The organism is Lactobacillus sp. ESL1191 (genome assembly GCF_058504435.1).
In genome coordinates this window covers 1404751-1423817 of sequence record NZ_CP196365.1, presented here as the reverse complement: position 1 = coordinate 1423817, position 19067 = coordinate 1404751, and the positions used below count along the sequence as shown (strand labels likewise).

15 protein-coding genes are annotated in these 19067 nt (G+C 44.0%); 10 read left to right on the top strand and 5 right to left on the bottom strand.

Features of this window, described 5'->3' with window-relative positions; all coding sequences use genetic code 11:
* Window positions 1–6: 6 nt before the first annotated feature.
* Window positions 7–1224, top strand: a complete 1218-nt coding sequence (locus ACSYSN_RS07105; protein WP_491712140.1) for a glucosaminidase domain-containing protein — start codon at window positions 7–9, stop codon at window positions 1222–1224.
* A gap of 44 nt (window positions 1225–1268) precedes the next feature.
* Window positions 1269–2396 (top strand): SLAP domain-containing protein, encoded by a 1128-nt coding sequence (locus ACSYSN_RS07100; RefSeq protein ID WP_491712139.1) that lies wholly within the window; start codon window positions 1269–1271, stop codon window positions 2394–2396.
* A 120-nt stretch (window positions 2397–2516) separates the two neighbouring features.
* On the opposite strand, the gene ACSYSN_RS07095 is transcribed toward ACSYSN_RS07100, so the two are convergent.
* The 3 genes from ACSYSN_RS07095 to ACSYSN_RS07085 all read right to left on the bottom strand — a co-directional run bounded on the left by ACSYSN_RS07095 (window position 2517) and on the right by ACSYSN_RS07085 (window position 4844).
* Window positions 2517–2885 carry a hypothetical protein gene (locus ACSYSN_RS07095; RefSeq protein ID WP_491712138.1) on the bottom strand — a complete coding sequence of 123 codons (369 nt, stop codon included), beginning with the start codon at window positions 2883–2885 and terminating at the stop codon, window positions 2517–2519.
* Window positions 2886–2913: 28 nt separating this feature from the next.
* Window positions 2914–3885, bottom strand: coding sequence for a Gfo/Idh/MocA family protein (locus tag ACSYSN_RS07090; protein WP_491712920.1), 972 nt, complete (start codon window positions 3883–3885; stop codon window positions 2914–2916).
* A 161-nt stretch (window positions 3886–4046) separates the two neighbouring features.
* Window positions 4047–4844, bottom strand: a complete 798-nt coding sequence (locus tag ACSYSN_RS07085) for a DUF6612 family protein (RefSeq protein WP_491712137.1) — start codon at window positions 4842–4844, stop codon at window positions 4047–4049.
* Between the two features lie 154 nt (window positions 4845–4998).
* Here ACSYSN_RS07085 and ACSYSN_RS07080 point away from each other — a divergent pair, with 154 nt between their 5' ends.
* Window positions 4999–5691 (top strand): 2,3-diphosphoglycerate-dependent phosphoglycerate mutase, encoded by a 693-nt coding sequence (locus tag ACSYSN_RS07080; protein WP_491712136.1) that lies wholly within the window; start codon window positions 4999–5001, stop codon window positions 5689–5691.
* Between the two features lie 114 nt (window positions 5692–5805).
* Here ACSYSN_RS07080 and lepA read toward each other — a convergent pair whose 3' ends face one another.
* Both lepA and ACSYSN_RS07070 read right to left on the bottom strand, forming a co-directional pair.
* Complete coding sequence (gene lepA / locus ACSYSN_RS07075; RefSeq protein WP_491712135.1) at window positions 5806–7620, bottom strand: translation elongation factor 4; 1815 nt, start codon at window positions 7618–7620, stop codon at window positions 5806–5808.
* 1 nt (window position 7621) lies between these two features.
* Complete coding sequence (locus ACSYSN_RS07070; RefSeq protein ID WP_491712134.1) at window positions 7622–8284, bottom strand: TetR/AcrR family transcriptional regulator; 663 nt, start codon at window positions 8282–8284, stop codon at window positions 7622–7624.
* Between the two features lie 188 nt (window positions 8285–8472).
* On the opposite strand from ACSYSN_RS07070, the gene ACSYSN_RS07065 reads away from it, so the two are divergent.
* The 7 genes from ACSYSN_RS07065 (at window position 8473) to ACSYSN_RS07035 (ending at window position 18687) form a co-directional block, all read left to right on the top strand.
* Window positions 8473–10275, top strand: a complete 1803-nt coding sequence (locus tag ACSYSN_RS07065) for an FAD-binding protein (protein ID WP_491712133.1) — start codon at window positions 8473–8475, stop codon at window positions 10273–10275.
* A 141-nt stretch (window positions 10276–10416) separates the two neighbouring features.
* Window positions 10417–11328 (top strand): LysR family transcriptional regulator, encoded by a 912-nt coding sequence (locus ACSYSN_RS07060; protein ID WP_491712132.1) that lies wholly within the window; start codon window positions 10417–10419, stop codon window positions 11326–11328.
* Between the two features lie 205 nt (window positions 11329–11533).
* Entirely contained in the window at window positions 11534–13018 is a 1485-nt protein-coding gene (locus ACSYSN_RS07055; protein WP_491712131.1) for an FAD-dependent oxidoreductase, read from the top strand.
* A 28-nt stretch (window positions 13019–13046) separates the two neighbouring features.
* Window positions 13047–14267, top strand: a complete 1221-nt coding sequence (locus ACSYSN_RS07050; protein ID WP_491712130.1) for an MFS transporter — start codon at window positions 13047–13049, stop codon at window positions 14265–14267.
* 29 nt (window positions 14268–14296) lie between these two features.
* Entirely contained in the window at window positions 14297–16162 is a 1866-nt protein-coding gene (locus ACSYSN_RS07045; protein ID WP_491712129.1) for an FAD-dependent oxidoreductase, read from the top strand.
* A 70-nt stretch (window positions 16163–16232) separates the two neighbouring features.
* Window positions 16233–17672 carry a vinyl phenol reductase gene (gene vprA / locus ACSYSN_RS07040; protein WP_491712128.1) on the top strand — a complete coding sequence of 480 codons (1440 nt, stop codon included), beginning with the start codon at window positions 16233–16235 and terminating at the stop codon, window positions 17670–17672.
* Window positions 17673–18054: 382 nt separating this feature from the next.
* Window positions 18055–18687, top strand: a complete 633-nt coding sequence (locus ACSYSN_RS07035; RefSeq protein ID WP_491712127.1) for a hypothetical protein — start codon at window positions 18055–18057, stop codon at window positions 18685–18687.
* The last annotated feature ends 380 nt before the right edge of the window (window positions 18688–19067 follow it).

Genomic DNA, 19067 nt, shown 5'->3' with positions numbered 1-19067 from the left:
TAATTTATGAAAAGAAGACTCATCACTGGTTTTGCGGTGGCAGCACTTGCTGCGGGCGCCGTTGTACCAGTTACCAACAACTTAATTGCCAATTCTCCAGCAAGAGCTGAGCAGGTATCAGCAGCTACGTCCAGTCAGACGACGTTCTTGAACACGGCTGCTAAGCAAGCTCAGAAGATGGCAAAGAAGTATGGTCTGTATCCATCAGTCATGATTGCGCAGGCAATTGTAGAATCTAATTGGGGTCAATCAGGCTTAGCCGTGAACGCCAACAACTTGTTCGGTATGAAAGCCGATGATAGTTGGTCTGGTGCGACTTATTCTGCTAAGACGCGTGAAGAGACTAAGGGTGGCAAGAGCTACTATGTTGTTGCTAAGTTTAGGAAATACCCGAGTTATCAACAGTCCTTCAACGATAATGGTAAGAAGCTTCGTGAAGGTGTTTCTTGGCAACCATTACGCTACCAAGGTGCATGGCTTGAGAATGCGTCCAGTTATAAGGATGCCACCAAGGCGCTGACTGGAACATACGCCACTGCTAATAACTACAACACAATTTTAAACGACCGCATTAGTACTTATAACTTAACGCAATATGACCCGCAAATTTCCACTTCTAGTAAGTCGTATATTGTGAAGAAGTCTGGTGCAACCTACGCTTGGCCAACTGACCACGCAGTTTCAGCTAAGAAGAGTTCCATTGCCAAGGGCGATGCCGTTACAGTATCCAAGACGATTACTTTTTATAATGGTAAGAAGCGGATGTACATTGACGGCAAGGGCTGGGTTAATGATACTCTTTTGAACCAGGGCAGTGCATTGCCACCAGCCGCTAAAGCGCCTAAGGGTGATCAGAAGGTTAATAAGACCTTAATGCACAATGCGCTCGTTTATAATGGTAAGGGTGAACGTGTTAAGGGTGTGAAGGCACTCCAGTCCGGTGTCAACGGCAAGATAGTTGCCACTTATGGTACCAAGACCATTAATGGCAAGAAGTATTACCGGATTGCTACTGACCAGTACATTGCAAGTGGTAACATTGATGGCACGATCAAAGTACTGAAGAACAACGCCTATATCTTCAATGATTATGGCAATCGCGATAATCAGAAAGTGATGAAGAAGGGTGAGTCCGTTGCCACCTTTGGTGCGGCTGTTAAGATCTATGGTAGCCAGTACTACCGAATTGGACTTCACCAATATATTAAGAAGGGGAATTTTTAGTTCCAGGCGGGACACATAATAAGAATTAAGGAATGAATTTTTAAATGAAAATAAAGAAACTAATAACTACTATTGCTATCGGAGTAGGTTTAGTTACACCTATTTTGTCAGTTGGTCAGAGTCAAGTGGTTCAAGCTGCTTCCATTAACTCACTTGCCAAGCAGAATAGTTATGTTGGAATAACATACCTGTATAAGATGTTACAAACAGAAGGTATTAAGTATAATAAGTTCTACACCAAGAAGACGGCAATTAAGTATCGCAAAGGTAAGCCTGAAGGGATTATTATCCATGAGACGGCAACGCCAGGAGCCTCAGCCTATAATGAGGCCATCTACTTCAATCGTGAATGGAAGAATATGTATTCTTACGTTCATGCCTTCGTTGATCGCAAGCAGGTTATTCAGATGATGACACCCAGCTATGGAGTCTGGGGTGCAGGTGCTAATGCCAACAACCGTTTTATTCAGGTTGAACTTTGTCAGGAGAGTACACGGAATAACTTTGCTAAGAGTGTGAACAATGATGCCATCTACGTAGCTAAGCTTTTGAATCGATATGATATTGTCCCGACTAATGCTTCTAATACTGGTAAGGGGACAATCTGGTCACACCACGCGGTTTCACAATTTCTTGGTGGTACGAATCACACCGATCCGGATGATTACTTTGCTAAGTGGGGCTATTCCATGGATGATTTTTTCGCCTTGGTGAAGTATTACTATAATATACAAGCGGGCGATAGTGATCTTGCACCAGCAGCTGCTGGGACTGCAACAGCTGCGAATGAGCAGCCAGCTGATACTGATAAGGTAACTGGTGCGCAAGTCTTAATGCATGATGCTTATATCTATGATGCGCAAGGTAAGCAGACTAGTGCTAAGTTGCAGACTGCGGGCACGAAGGTTACGGTGCAGAAGACAGTTACTATTAACAACAAGAAGTTTTTGCAGATTGGTGATAACCAATATGTTGTAGCCAGCAACATTATTGGCAAGAACCGGGTCCTGAAGCACAATGCTTATGTTTACAACACAGTTGGCGTTCGTGCCAATAAGATGAAGTTACTACGCGGCGCCCCTGTTCGTACTTATGGTGGTCGGATTAATATTGCTGGGCAAATGTACTATCCAATTAGTGCTACCGAATTTGTCAAGGCAGCCAATTTTTAAAATAACAAAGAAAGTTCACAGGAGGTTTGTTCTGTGGACTTTTTCAGTTGTCATCTAAGTAAAAGCCCATATCCAGCTATTAGGTGGAATACGGCCTTTTATTGTGGTTTGATTTATTTTTTATTTAAGCAATTTTCTTTGCTGTAGCCAAGTAAAGGCATACAAGACAGCATCCGTGACTAGCGCTGCTAGCGGGAATATTGCTGAAGCTGTTACCGTCCGTTGAAGATAAGTGGGTGGAACTGAAGTTAGTGGGAACAGTATTTTAGCTAACGGAAGGAGCCAGGGGATAAGCAATAAGGCAATAAAACAGAGCCTCATTCCCTTAGAAAATTTGCTAAGTGCCAACGGATAGCGGTTATTGTTGTAATACTTCTTCACATTGTAAAGCAGCCCAATAATTCCGTAAGAGATTATTACCCTGTCTAAGATATAAAAAATATCCCTCATAATCATTGCTGCACCCACCTTTGCTGTAATTTTTATCAAGTATATTCCCTTAGCCTGAATTTAGCAATTACTTATTTAATGCCGAGGCCTTGGCTTGCGCCAAGACATCAATGACGTTGACGCTGTGTTCATATAGGTCGTCTGCAGTCTTAGTGTCATGCTTGTCAATAATGTTAACAAAGTCAATAAACTCACTGGTCATGCGATGTTGGAACTGGTTGAAGCGGAACTTATCAATATCGCCATCTCGTGGTTCGACCGTGAAGTCCTTGATAACTCCAGTTGACCCGTCAAACGAGATTGAACCTTGTTCACCTTCGATAAAGGAACGGGGTGTAGTGTAGCAGTCCTTGGCAGCAATTAAGACCGCTTGCTTATCTGGATAGGTCATAGTTAAGATACCGGAGGTGTCAATTCCCCGCTGAATCACCGGGTAGTAGTGGACCGCTTCCGGCTTGCCAAAGAGTCCAACCATCAGATGGATATTGTAGATATTCAGATCCTTTAGAGTGCCGCCGTCCTTAGCTGGGTCAAAGACGGGCGCAATCTTTCCGGCTAAGAAATCATCATAACGGCTAGAATATTGGGTGTAGTTGAGCGAGATGATGTGAATCGGAGCAATCTTGGCAAGCATGTGTTTGATTGCCCGATAATTTTCTAAGTGAATGTTGGTGATAGCCTCAACAATAATTACACCGTGGTCGTCAGCCAGTTGTTTCAACTCTTGAGCTTCTGCTACAGATTCCACGTATGGCTTCTCACAGATGACGTTCTTGCCGGCTGCAATTGCCTGCTTGACCACGTCATAGTGCAAGAAGTTGGGTAGGGCAACATAGACTGTATCAACCTCAGGATGGTGTAGCAGCTGATCGTTGTCAGCATAAACTTCTTTGATGCCGTATTGCTGAGCCAACTCGCGGGCAACCGGCTGACTGCGCTGCGTCGTTGAAATTGCGGTTAATTCTAAGTTCTTAACCTGGTCTGCGGTCGTCAAAAAGTCGTGGACAATCATGCCACTGCCGATAATTCCTAACTTCATCATTAAACCTCCATTTATAAATATCCTTGTCTACTCCATCATAAACGATTGGGAATATCTGGGCAATTAGGGTGCATAATTTAAGTTTTACTGCTAGGTCTGAGCTGATTTCATTAATAAAAAAGCCCGTCACTGCGTTGCGCTAGTAAAGGGCTTGGAATTTACTTTTTATCTTGCTTATCCTTTGGCAAAGGTTTAGCGTTCAAGACGTTGTCAGGGATTTTTAAGAAGTCACGACTCCGCATATTGCTGTAGACTTGTCCAGTTCTTAGTGTCATTAACTTGCCAATCCGCATGTTAACGAAGTACTTAAAGGTGAGCAGGTGACCGTTCTTGACTACCAACTTGACCTGCATGTTCTTAAATTTGCCTTCTTTACCTAAGCGTTGGTAAATTTTAGTTTGCTTCGGGGTCTGTGTGTTAGTCAAAAAGATTGGCTTAACGGCTTCCTGCATGATCTTTTTGTCTTTGAGGGTTGCAGTTAAGGTGTAGGTGTTGCCCTTGCGTTTCATCTGGTATGCCTTGACGAGGTCTTTCGGCGGGGCCATCAACATTCCATTATTAAAAATCGTGTCAAGCACATCAGCGTAAGAATGTCCGGTCATTTTGCCTAGGTCGGACTTATACCAATTACTCTGACCGTTAATATAAGTTGTACCGGTATTGCTAACCCATTCTTCAGCGCGTTGAGCCTTGTTCTTATTCTTAGTTTCATAGTTAAGGTGAACAATTGTCGGTTCGCCGCCAAAGGTGAAGAGTGTGGCAACTGACTGGCTGGATGTGTCCGTGTTTAAGTCAACAACTTGTTTGACTTGACCACTCTTGAAGCTCTTTTGGGACTGCTTGATTACTGCTGTTTTGGTTAAGACCGGGTCAGACTTTTTTTGCTGATTAGAGCAACCGCTGACCAACAGCGCAGTTACAAGTCCCAAGCCAAGTAATAATTTTTTCAGTTTCATGGTGGTTAAAATCTCTTTTCTACTAATTATATTATGTCTATTGTATCGTAAAACTTGAATTAAAAAAATGATTTTTAGTTCGAAACTCTGTGAAAACAAGGGCTAAATGTGTAAAATGGTAAGTGAAGTTTTTAATTTGCAAAGGAGATATTTCATGTCGAAATTAGTTTTGATCCGTCACGGACAAAGTGAATGGAACCTTGAGAATAAGTTTACGGGCTGGGTTGATGTTAACCTATCAGACCAGGGAGTTAAAGAAGCCAAGAACGCAGGTAAGCTGATTAAGGAGCATGGTTTGAAGTTTGACCAAGCTTATACTTCAGTGTTAACCCGGGCGATTAAGACTCTGCACTATGCTTTAGCAGAAAGTGACCAACTTTGGGTGCCAGAGACTAAGTCATGGCGGCTGAATGAACGTCACTATGGTGGTCTGCAAGGTTTGAACAAGCAGGACACAGCTGACAAGTACGGCGACGACCAGGTCCATATCTGGCGCCGGTCATATGATGTGCTGCCACCGAAGCTTGAGGATGATTCAGAATTTAGTCAAGTGCATGATCGCCGTTACGCTGACCTTGACCCGAACATCATTCCACGGACTGAGAACCTCAAAGTGTGTCTGGAACGGGTAATGCCATTCTGGGAAGATCACATTGCGCCTGACTTATTGGCTGGTAAGAACGTCATTATTGCCGCTCACGGTAACTCACTGCGTGCCCTGACCAAGTACATTGAGAACATTTCCGATGCTGATATCATGGACGTAGAAATGAAGACCGGTGAACCAGTTGTCTACACCTTTAATGACCAATTAAAGGTTACTAACAAGGAAAAGCTGGACGACTAAGTTTTAAAATCAATCTATTAACTAAAAATCTCTCAAGTAGTGCATCTTGGGAGATTTTTTGGTATTAAATGTTCGCTTAATTAAAAACATGACTTTAGGAGAATAAGCTATATTTTATGCAGGTGAGTCTAAATTTAAAACCGCATCAAAGACGCTCTGGGGTAGTTTAATGTCACTGCGGGCGGCCTGGCGCTTATTGAGGCTCTGACGGCGCAACAATTGTTGCTTTTTCGAAATACTACGTTGTTCACCGTTAACTGCAGCGTTTTTACGCAATGGGGGAACATCAACTCGGGCAATAACCTTATTTTCAATAATTGCTTGAACGGGCATAGGATATAACCGACGCGGGATGACATATTTTAACTTTTCCACTAACTTATGTGCAATTTGGTCTGCTTGTTGACGCGGTACCAGGATATCTAAGGCATCAACCGGTGCATAGTTGATTTGCGTTTGGATTTTGACAATATCAACGGGCTCATAGTCGAGGAATTCGGTGTCCAGAGTCGCATAACCGTGTGTGAGTGACTTTAGACTGTTAAAGAAGTTGTAGGCAATTTCAGAAACAGGTAATTTGTAGGTAAGAGTAACCAAGTCTTGCTGATTATCAATGTCGAGTAATTCGCCATAATGTTCCTCACAGAGTTTCATGGCTGCACTGAGATAGGTGTTGGGAGTAGTAATGATGGCTTTGACGAAGGACTCGCACACGTGATCGATTATAGCGAAGTCGGGAAACTCCACCGGGTTGGTAATGGTTAAGTATTCACCTTGTGGCTGCTGATTTTTAAGGTAGACCTGGTATGTAGCGTTGGGTGCGGTTGTTAAGACTTTAACATGATATTCGGTACGCAGCCTTTCTTTGATAATTTGCAAGTGGAAAATGCCCAGAAAGCCGCAACGAAAGCCAGCGTCAAGTGCTTCAGACTGTTCCGGTTTATAGTGAAACGAAGTATCATTGAGAGCAAGCTTGCTGATTGCCTGCTTAAGTTCCTCATAACTCGTCTCCCCCTTTGGAAAAAGTCCCGCATAGACCATTGATTGTGCGGGCTTAAAGTTGGGAATTGCGGTAGTTGCAGGATGCGCGGTAGTAGTTATGGTTTCACCGACCTGCAGGGCCTGAACGTCTTTGAGGCCAGTTACCAGATAGCCAACTTCACCGGTTGTTAGTGTTGGGACTGCTTTCATATCTGGGTTGAAAATCCCGATAGGCTGGGCCGTAAATGAGCTGTCATGGCCCATTAGTTGTAATTTTTGCTTAGTCTGCAAGTGACCATCAAAGACGCGAATGTCCGCGATAATTCCCTGATATGGGTCGTATTGGGAATCAAAGACTAGAGCTTTAAGAGCAGCAGTCGGTTCGCCCGTTGGGGCAGGAATTTCTTGGTAGATGGCTTCAAGGACTTGGTGGACATTTTGTCCGGTTTTGGCAGAAATCTTTAAGATGGGTCCGTTTGCAAATTCGGGTCGCAGCCTGCGAAGCTGTTTTTCTGTTGCTGTAATGTCTGCTGCAACATTATCAATCTTGTTAATTACCGGAATAATTTTCAAGTTGTCTTTGATAGCGAGCCGCAGATTGGCAATTGTCTGAGCCTGAACGCCCTGGGTTGCATCTACCAATAAGATGGCGCCATCACTGGCAGCCAAGCTTTTGGCCACTTCATCAGAAAAATCAACGTGCCCAGGTGTATCAATCAGGTTATATTCATATTCTTGGCCATCAGCACCATGATAAAAATTTCGTACCGAGCGAGCTTTGACGGTAACACCATGTGCTTGCTCGACTGCCATACTGTCTAGTAGTTTGGCACTAAGCTCGCGTTCACTGACGGTTTTAGTCTGCTCCATGATGCGGTCAGCCAGGGTGGACTTACCGTGATCAATATGTGCAATAATAGCAAAGTTACGGATATTTGCGCGCTTCATATTATTTAGCTACCTCTATTTCCTTTTGTAAACCTTGTAAGTAGAACTTTAGTATTTGCTTGGCTTCGGCTTCTAAGTCAATTTGAAAGCCTGTGAAATCCACTGGCAAGTGGTCATGGTGAAACTCATCTAACTTCATCATGTTGATTAGACCACTGATGATGGCACTCTGAATTACAAATAGATGGCTTGCCTGCTTGACTGAAAGGCGAGGAATACGGTCAGCAATTGCCTGTCCCAGTGCCTGGTTAATCTGGTAGAGCTTTTGGCGCTCGGCTAGCGTTTCTTCCCGGTCAGCTGCAGCTTCTAAAATTGGCGCACGGAGGGCATTAAGGCGTACTAAGTCGGCTTGCTTGTGAATTAACAAGTGATTTTGCTGTAATAAAAACTCAACCAGGTCTCCCCAGGTGGATAATTCCGGTTGTGACTGCCAGCTGTTTAAAGCAGCCTGCAAGAAGTCTTGGTAACCTGCTAAGAGCAAGTACATAAAAATATTCTCTTTGCTTTTAAAGTAGTTAAATAATGTTCCCTTAGCTACGCCAGCTGCATGTGCAATCTGAGCCATTGAAAGCTCATTAAAATCGTGTTCGTGAAATAGCCTACCCGCTGCGGTAGCAATCAACTGTTTTTTAGCTTTTCTTGCTGTAGGTGTTAATGTATGCATATAAGCCTCCGTTATTTTCATTAATGACCATCGGTCATTTTACAAATGAATCAACTTTTTAGCAAGAAAAAGCTCTTGCAAGTTTGTTGATAAGTGAAGGATTTTTGGGTGGGAATAGTTTTCTAAGTCAATATGTGATAAGCTTAACATGTATGAAAATGTAACCGATTACAAAAGGAGACAAAGTGATGACTGATCAAAAAAATATTGCTTGGGATGCTAATTACGATGTAGTTGTGTTGGGCTTTGGGGGAGCTGGTGCAACTGCGGCAAGATTTGCTGCTGATGCCGGTGCTAAAGTGTTATTGGTCGACTCGGCCCCAGAAGGTCATGAAGGAGGCAATACCCGTTACTCTGCTCAGTTAATCGGGACGGGTAAGGACTTTACCGAAACGAAAAAATACTATGAAAAATTGACTGCGCCAATGGAACTTGACGAAGAGATGATAGATACCTTTGTTCGAGGCATGGTTGACATGCCAGAGTACGTTGAAGAGCATCTTGAGGTTAAGCCGTGCAGTGCACGTCAATTTGCCCCGTTTCTGAAGAATTCGTATGAAGAGTATCCAGAGTTTCCAGGAGTCCATTCTTACGACTATACAACTGTTGTGGAGAACTTATTTGATGCCTCTTTATGGCAAAATTTGAAAACGCAAGTCCTCAAGCGTAAAGCTAAAATCACGGTCTTATATAATACCCCGGCACAAGAGCTAATTCAGAATCCGGAAACAGGTAAGATTGAAGGGGTGGTTATTGACCGTACGGGTAAGCAGCTTAAGGTCCAGGCTAAGAATGGTGTCGTGCTGGCAACTGGCGGCTTTGAGAATAACCAGCGCATGATTGAAGATTTCTTAGGGGCCAAACGGGTGGCACCACTGGGTACGTTGTACAACCAAGGGATGGGGATTACGATGGCTCAAGCAGTCGGTGCCGACCTGTGGCATATGGCTAACTACGAGAGCCTAGGTCTCCTGCACGGCATGGCCTTTGCCGTGCCCGCCGGCGAGCGCGGGCGCTTAATGCTTGGCGAACAAAATGACGTTGTTGCACAAGGTAGCTCCTTTGTGATTGGTGACGATGGCACCAGGTACTTTAATGAAGCTGAAGAAAACCGCCATGGCCATATTAAAAACCATGGTTTGTGGAAGGTGCCGCTAAATCAGGAACATCCATATTTAATTTTTGATGAAAATAAGAAACAAGAACTGGATGCCGATGATATTATTGGCGATTACAAGCCATACACGGAACACGTGCTGAAGGCTGACTCGATCGAAGAGTTGGCGGACAAGATTGGGGTTGAAGCGCAAACACTCACAGCTACGTTGAAGCGCTTCAACCAAGCAGCCGAAGCGCAAGATGATACAGAATTTCACCGGGCACCGGCAACAATGAAGGCACTAGCTGGCAAGCCAGTCTATGCAGTTCAAATGGAGCAGACTATGCTCAATACCCAGGGTGGTCCTAAACGCAACACTCGTGCAGAAGTTCTAAATACTAAGGGCGAGCCGATTCCGCACCTGTATTCGGCGGGTGAATTGGGTGGTCTCTGTGCTAACCAATACCAAGGCGGGGGTAACCTGGCTGAATGTCTGATCTGGGGCAAAATTGCTGGTGTAGAAGCTGCTCGCATCAAGGATGATATCACTGTTGATGCTGTTAGTGGAGGGTCTGCTCAGGCAAGGTACCTGGATTCAGATCTTAAGCAAGAAGACTATACAACTGCCAAGAATCAGTACATTGGCCGGTCGACGACCGGTATGGGTGATGAGCTTGTTGTCCGGGTCACTATTGGTGAACAGAAGCGGCTTACTAATATTGAGGTGCTAAAGCAGGATGAGTCAGCCGACTATGGTCTAAAAGCCGTAGAAACTCTGCCCGCCGAAATGGTTAAGCAGAATAAGGTTGATGTTGACGCTGTTTCTGGAGCTTCCAGTACCAGCCGCGGCTTAAAGGATGCGGTTAATAATGCCCTGAGCAAGATTAACTAGTAGTGGAATAGTGCAAAAAGGGTTATTTCAAGCAATAATCCTTTTTTATGTATATTCATAGGTTAATCTAGTGGTTTTTATAGTAAAGCAGTGTTACCTGGTATACAATTCAGGTTAGTTTTAAGTTGATTGGAAGAAAAAATGAATTTTACTCAATTACGTTGTTTCATCAAGGCAGTGGACAATTCAAGCTTTACGATTGCGGCCGAACGCTTGAATTTTTCGCAATCAGCCGTTTCAAAAAATATTAAAGATTTGGAAAATACTATCGGTGTACCCCTCCTTAACCGGGCCCATCACCGGATTTCGCTGACTAATGCAGGTAAGTACTTTTACCGCGTGGCGCGCAATGTTGTTGATGATATGGACTATACAGTTTCGTATTTGCAAAGCAAGCGTAATGATCCGGAAACGCTTCTGCGCATAGGGGTCACTGACACACCGTTAGAACAAAAGTTATTGCCCCTGTTTTTGCGTAAGTTGCGCGCAAATGGTAGCAACTTAAATGTGCAATTTGTCTTTGTACTCAATAATTCGCTGGGTGAACTGCTCAATCATCATGTGGACTTGTGTGCCATTGCCCAAGATGATGTTAATGTGGTTGAGGATGTAAAGTTTAGACCGTTAATTCAAGGTAAATTTGTCTTGGCTTGCCCAGATGATTCGCCATTAGCTCAAAAAAATCAAATTTCTTTAAAAGATTTAGAGCAGATAGACATTTTTTTACTTGATCCTAATAGTTCACTCAATGTGCAGATGAAGTATCAACATCTCTTGATTAATAATATGGGCATGGATCATATCAAATTTGTGCAGGATTACCTGTCAATGGGGATTTACGTTAAGGGTGGCTGGGGCTACGGTATCCTGCCTAACTTTATTGCTGATTATCAAACCTCCGGTGTTTCTTACGTTCCAATTGACTACAAGGATATTTCGCCATATGGAATTGCTTATATGGAATCCTTTACCAATGAATCTGTGATAGAAGAAGTAGTTACTACCATGAAAAAGGCAATTGCAGAATACACTAACGAAAATAATAATAAGTAATGCACAAACTTAGCTTGCTTTAAAGATGCTTGTAATCATCACGAAAAGGTTGATATTACAAGCATTTTTTAGTGAGCACTTTTTTGCACAACGGCGAGCATTCCATTTGGTAATCCTCAATTCTAAAATTGGTGCAGCCTTTCACTTGATCAATAGTATTATGAAAGCGATTAAAAGATTTGCTTCGAAAAAGTGAGGGATGGAAATGGAAAATATTTATGACGTGATTATTGCTGGTGCTAGTAACTCTGGTGCGATGGCTGCTTGTGCGGCTGCCGAAAAGGGTGCTAAGGTCTTACTGATTGATAAGTCAGGCAGTTCGCAGTACCTGTTTCGGTCATTCTTTGCGGCATTAGACAGTAATGCGCAAAGAAGAGCAGGAATTAAGGTTGACAAGTCAAAGTTAATCAACTTCTTAACGTTGTTCTATCAAGATAATGTAGATGAACGCTTGCTCTGGACTTGGGCTAACCATGCTGATGAAACAGCTAACTGGCTTGAAGACAATATTTTAAAGCCTAACGGCGGTATCCTTAGACCGCAGGAAGATGCTCATTATGAAACAATTGTCAACACTGCCTTTAACACGGAATTAGCAATTGCAACGCCTGAAGGTGGCTGGGCTCATTACGGTGAGTGGATACTCGACAAGGTTAAGGAGCTGGGCGTGACGCTTAAGTACAACACCAAGCTGGAAGAGCTCGTAACTGATAACAGCGGTACAGTCACAGGTGTTATCACCAGCGACCGGGCCAGCGGCGAAAAGACCGAGTACCAGGCGACTAAGGGAGTCATTATCTGTACTGGTGGCTATGGGGCTAACACTGAATTGATGAAGAAGTGGGATCCGCTCGGCTACAAGAAGAATGTCTATTCAGACAGTCCCCGCGACGATGGATCAGGAATCTTGGCCGGTCTCAAGGTGGGAGCTGCCCGCGATGAAGAACCAGCCGAGATCATTTTTGACCGCGGTGCGGTTCCGGTCGGCACTAATGCTGAAGAGCATTATGTGATTGACTTCAAGGGGCCAGGTTACTTCTGGCTAGGTGCTTATCCGCTACTTAAGGTCAACCTCAACGGTGAGCGCTTTGGTAATGAAAGTGTTCCTTACCAATTCGACATCAATGCGATGTCCAAGCAGCCGGGTTACCTGGAAGCACAGATTTGGTCGGCAGAGACGATGGATCATCTGGCTCAGTTTGATACCCAGGGGTGTGCTCGCCTCGGGTTCCCTGGAATTTACGGTACTGAGGGGAATAAGGAAGAGATCCAGCGCCGGATTGACGATGGTATGGTACAGAAGGCCGACACCATCGAAGAATTAGCTGAGAAGCTGAATCTACCGCAGGATAACCTGGTTAAGACGGTTGCCCGCTATAACGAATTGTGCCAGCAGGGCGAAGATACTGATTTTGGCAAGGAAAAGTTCAGACTATTTCCGGTAGAACATGGTCCTTACTATGGCGTCCTCATGGGTGGCCGGCTCTTAGCTACACTTGATGGTCTGCGAATCAACCCTCAAATGGAGGTTATCGACAAGATGGGTAAGCCGATTCCGCACCTATATGCGGCCGGGAATGCCAGTGGTGGTTTCTTCTGGGGTAGTTATCCAGACCGGGTCCCAGGTTTGACTTGCAGTCACGCTCAGACTTTTGGCCGTTTAGCCGGTCAAGCTGCTGCTGAAAATTAATCAGATTTAATAAAGGAGTTTTAATATTATGGAAGAAAGACAAATGCCCAAGCTTTCTAATTATAGATGGGTAATTTTAGCTATTGCTGCTTTGCTTGATGCAACCAGTAGTTACATTCAATTTCAAATTTCTGCACTGGCAACTCAAGTTATGCCAGCATTGCATATTTCACCAGCACAATTCTCTAGCCTCTTGATGGCGCCAATGCTGGTTGCCGTATTCCTCAGTATCCCAGCTGGTACTCTGGCTGATAAGTTCGGTGCCAAGCGCATCGTTTCCATTGGATTGATCATCTCCGTCCTTGGTGCTTACGGTCGTCTGATTGCCACTAACTTTGCATCATTGATGATTATGCTGCTGCTCTTCGGTGTCTACATGGCACTGTTGAACGCCAACACGATGAAGATCTTTGGCGTTTGGTTCAAGCAAGATACGAACCTGGCCATGGGCGTATTCTTCGCCAGTGCCAGCATCGGTATCATGTTGTCGCAGCTAACGAGCCACTATTTCCCAAGTGTGCGATCTGCTTACATGTTCTCATCAACTCTGTTATTAGTCTTAGCTGTTTGCTGGATGCTCTTTGTTAAGGAAACTCCGGCTGGCGAAGAAATTCCACCAGAGGCTCTTAAGCAAGAAAAGACGCAGTCAACACTCGATTTCTTAAATGCTGCTATTCACAGCAAGAAGACTTGGCTGGTTGCCGTTAGTGTTGGCTGTGCCATGGGTGCTAGTGAGGCCTTTTCAGGAATGCTGCCACAGGCCTTTACCGCTCGCGGCATGACTCCTGCTAGTGCTGGTCCAGCAGCAGCTATTGGTACTATTGGTAGTATGTGCGGCTCGTTCTTCGGGCCGGCTATTATTAACAAACTTAGTCATGCTAAGCCATTCATGATCACTATTACAGTTTTAAGCGGTATTTTGATGGCTGCCAACTGGTTTATTCCAATGGGCTTGCCATTAACAGCAGCTTTAATTGCAGGTGGCTTACTTGGAGCTATGACTGGTCCGGTTATGCAGTCACTGCCAATTTCCTTCCCAGAGATTGGTCCTAAGAATGCTGGTTCTGCCGGTGGTTTGGTCGGCACTGTGTCACTGTTGTTTTCCTACTTTATTCCAATTATCATTTCTGCTATTGCAGGTCGAAACTACGCTTTGACCTTTATGATTCAAGGATTAGTTCTTGCTTTAACTACTGTCATTGTTGCAATCTTACCGGATGCTAACGAAGCACGCCGTCACGCTAAATAATTGTTTTACTGTTTGAAAGGAATTAAATTATGACCCGAAAAATCACTAATAAACCAGGCAAGTACATTGGTTCAGGCCAGGGTAAAGAAGAACGAATTAACCTCGAGGTTGAAGTTGGTGCTGATCAAATTACTGGTATTAAACCGTTGGATAAGTATGCACCAGACAGCTTAAATGATAGTGCCTTTAAGAAGATGGCCCAAAAAATTCTTGACCATCAATCGGTTGATGTTGATGTAGTATCTGGTGCATCTGAAACCTCCCGCGGCATCATTGAGGGTGTCAAAGAAGCCTTGGGTAAGGCTGACGTTGACCTCAATGCCCTAAAGGAAAATAGCGCTCAAACCAGCTCCACAGCTAAAAAAACAATTGACGTTGACGTCGCTGTTGTCGGTGCTGGTGCAGCCGGTGCAGCAGCAGCTTTGGCCGCTCGGCAACATGGTGCCAGTGTTGCGCTACTTGAAAAAACCATTTCACCACTTGGTGCTGGTACTTTTGCCGGTGGAATGTTTGCTGCTGACAGTCAACAACAAAAAGACCAAGGCAAGGTGGTTTCTAAGCGGTGGTTGTATGAAGAATACATGGATGCTTCCCAAGGTTACATGAATTCGCTCTTGGTACGCCGGATTATTGATGAATCTGGTAAGACAGTTGACTGGCTCAACGAAAATGGGGCAATCATGAAGCTAGTTGATGCTGGTACTGGTGGTAGTTTTGACCATATTGGGATGCCGGCTACCCTTCATGGCTACCAAGAAGGTGGTACCAAGGCAATTACTAAGCTGATTGAGCAGTTTAAGTCAATTGGCGGGCAAATGTACTTTGGTTTTGCTGGTAAAAAACTGCTGACTAACAGTGAAGGTAAGGTTGTTGGCTTGGTGGCCCAAGGCGATGACCAGGAACTGCAAGTTAACGCCAAGAAGGTCATCATTACTACCGGTGGCTTTGGTGGGAACCCAGAAATGCGCAAACAGTACTTGGGCGACGTCAGCACCCAAGGGCAGGTTCTGCAAAATACTGGTGATGGTTTGAACATGGCTTGGGATGCGGGGGCTGCCCACCATATTAATGGTTCGACCCACTACTTCTGGCAGACCTTTAGCGACCAGGACGTTGCTGATTTAGTTAAGTTAATTGGTCCTAATTGGATGGCTTTGACCGGCCTGGCCAACTTCCCGAACCTACGGGTTAACAACCGCGGCCAACGCTATGCAAGTGAAAGTCACGTTTTGGACTTTGCGGTTCATGGCGCTGAATTATCTGAGCAACCGCAACAAACTGAATTCGTTATTTGGGACCAAGCTGCGCTGAATAAGATTAAGACCGGTGGTACGGCAGCGATTGAAGATCACTATGGCAAGTGGAAGGACCACAACCAATTCTACATGGAATTCAACTTCCCGACCGATACTGATGATGCAATTAAGCGCGAACATGAGAAGATGGACTTCTCCAGCCTCTTAACTAAGCTTGAGTCAACTAATGTGGTTTTCATCGGCAAGACGATTGAAGAGCTGGCTGAGCAGATGGGCGTAGATAAGGACAACTTGCAAAAGTCCGTTGACCAATACAACGAAGCCAAGCAGAAGGGTGAAGATGATTTGTTCTTCTCTGACACCAAGCGCATGGTACCAGTTGAAGAAGGGCCATTCTATGCCGTTAAGTTTATTGCACGTAACTTAGGAACGCTTGGTGGTGCAACAATTGACGAAAAGATGCACGCATTAAATCCTGCGGGCGAACCGGTCCCTAACCTATACGTAGCTGGTGCCGATGCCTCGGGCATGTACGGCAAGGCATACGTCGATTTTGAAGGTGGCACTTTAGGCTTTGCTTATATTTCTGGTCGCTTAGCTGGAATCGATGCTGCTGAAATGGCAAAAGTGGATAAGTAGTTAACTAAAAGCATGGATGAATTAAAGGAGACTTAGTTTGTGCATGCTTTTTGTTCAAAGGAGAATAACCATGGAACAATATGATGTAGTAATCGTCGGTGCCGGCCTTGCTGGCTTTGCCGCCGCCGCTGAAGCAGCTGATGACAACTTAAAGACCCTATTGGTTGAAAAAGGCCGCACTACGGGGGGAACGGGTAATTATGTTGAAGGTGTGTTTGCTGCTGATTCCGAAATGCAGAAGCAGCAAAATGCGGTCATGGACAAGCTGGAACTGCTGGAAGAAGAACTAACTTATTCCCACTATAAGGCCGATGGCAAGATGTGGCAGCAGTATATTGACCAGGCTGGTAAAAATGTTTCCTGGCTAAAAGAGCGAGGAGTAGACTTTATTACCGTCGCCGGTCTGGGTGATGGTGCGCAAACCTGGCACTTGTTCAGGGGGAAGGGCCATGATGCAATCCATAATGGCTTAGAGCCTTATGCTAAAGGCAAGGGGCTGGAAGTTCTTACTTTAACACGAGTAACCGGTTTGAAGCAAAAGGCTGACCACACTTATGAAGTGACTTTAACTAATGTTGAAGATAAAAGTATACAAGTGATTATTGCCCAAAACGTTGTTCTAGCTACTGGTGGTTACTTGAACGACCAGGAGCTGCTGGAGAGTACGCCGCACCAAAATCCGGACAATATTATTCCGGTCAATTCAGGCAAAAACACTGGTGACGGCCTGCGTCTAGCCTGGAACTTGGGTGCTAAAAAGTATTTCACGGGGATGGCCATGATGTTTGGTGGACAGCTCAAGAGTAAGAAGATCCCGTCATTTAAGTTATGGGGAACTGCAATCTGGAGCTCCGTTTGTGATCAGCCGCAAATGTGGGTTAATGAACTGGGCGAGCGTTTTGTCGATGAAAGTGCCTGCGTGGTCAACTGGGCTAACGAAGGTAATGCCATGAACCGGCAAGATCGGGTCTTCTGTATTTTTAGCCAAAAAATTCTGGATGACTTTACCGACAAGTCTTTTCCGCGGTCAATGAAGCCATTCGTTCCAGAAGATCGTTATCCCAGCTTGCGCGCTGATCTTGCCAAGGCTGAAACAGAAGGTCACGAATACCTGCACAAGGCTGATAACTTAGCAGACCTGGCAAAAGAAATTGCCACGCCTAACTTAGTTGACTATGTTAAACATTACAACGAGATGGCGGCACAGGGTGAAGACACAGACTTCCACAAGCCGGCAAAGTACATGTTACCCGTTGATGGTGACGGTCCTTTCTATGCTATCGAACTGGGCGTTGGTGCTTACACAACTGGTGACGGCCTGCGGGTCAACACTAACAATGAAGTCCTTGATGCTCAGGGTCGACCAATCGAAGGTATCTACGCGATTGGCGGAGATGGTTCAGCTGTTCTCTACGGTGATACCTATGGCGTCAACGTACCGGGTACACATGCCGGTTACTGTATCTTCTCTGGCCGTAACGCAATTAAGGCAATTGCCAGCAAAAAATAAAAAAACTTCTTAGTAAGAGCGAGGCTCGCTTTTGGGCCGCGACTGCTTTATAATAAAGAAAGAAGAGCGGGCGATTGATGCTCGCCAGTTTTTCCAGCATTAATGAAGGCTAATCCTTGTGGTTAGCCTTTTTGCTTGCCGATAATAAGGGGAGGCCGACTATGCCATTCAACCCGGCCACCCTGATTTTTGCCATGCTAGATATTTATCATTAATGAAAAAATCACAGGCCACTGATATTTCTTAAATAAATAAAACTTCACCTTGTAATATTTGTAAAACTTTTGTAGTATAAATGTTATGTAAATGAAAAACAATACAAAAAGCGCGCTTGAATAACATTTTTCTAAGGTCATCATTTAATTTTTTAGGAGACATTATTATGAAAAAAGTTGCAAAAGTCCTGTTAACTGCGCTGCTGCTTGCTGTTTCAGTGGCAGTGTCATTTCCCACAAACAATGTTATTGCAGCAGCTAAAACGTCAAAAGCAGTTCGGTACGATACAGATGAAGCTTGGACTAGAAAATTAGCTAAAGCTGGTTATGTCTTTATGTTGCCTAACGCTGACAAGGGTGCGTTGATCAAAGCTAATGGCAATTCCTATAGCAAAAAAACGCTAAATAAAATTGTCAATAACTTTACACTTTTTAAAGTGAAAAGGATCAAATCAGTTCATAACGGCGTATTTGTTGATCTGGTATCAAAAAATGGCAAATATAAGGGTTCTACCACTTATGTAAATGGTTTTTACAATAAAAATTTACTGAATGAAAAGCTTGAATTGCTGATTAATGTTGAGTTAACCGTAATGAATGCTAAGGATTTGGGTAAGCCCACAGACGGTCTGCTAACGCAGGCCGAAGCGATAGCTGCTGGTTTGACTAAACAAAACAAAAAAATTGCATTGACTTCAATCAGGCAATTAAAGGATTACATTAAGTGGGGGACGATGGCAGAAACACCAGTGCTTTTAGTTGGGCGCTATCCCGGTAATGTTTTAGAGGAAATAAAATAAATGAATGCAAGTAGAGGAATTTGGATTAAATGAGGTCTAAAGGCGGTTGTCGATAAGGACTTGTATTACTGTTAGAATTAGAAGAGTGATGAGAAAAATGACCGTGACCAAAAGATATTTAGCAAAAAATAGAAAAAATTATCTAAGCATGTCGAGAAAGCAGAGAATAATTTATAATCTCCATAATTCGATTTTTGCGATAGTAGTTGCACTGATATTTATGATTTTCAGAAATCAAATACTTGCTTTCTTCCATAATATAAAATGTTTCGCAAAAATACCCGATATTTTAGTAGTTATTATCTATGCTTTCACAGTTGCTTTTGCATGGACATTTTTCAAAAAAATCATTCTCCGCATTTTTCACGAGTATAATAAAA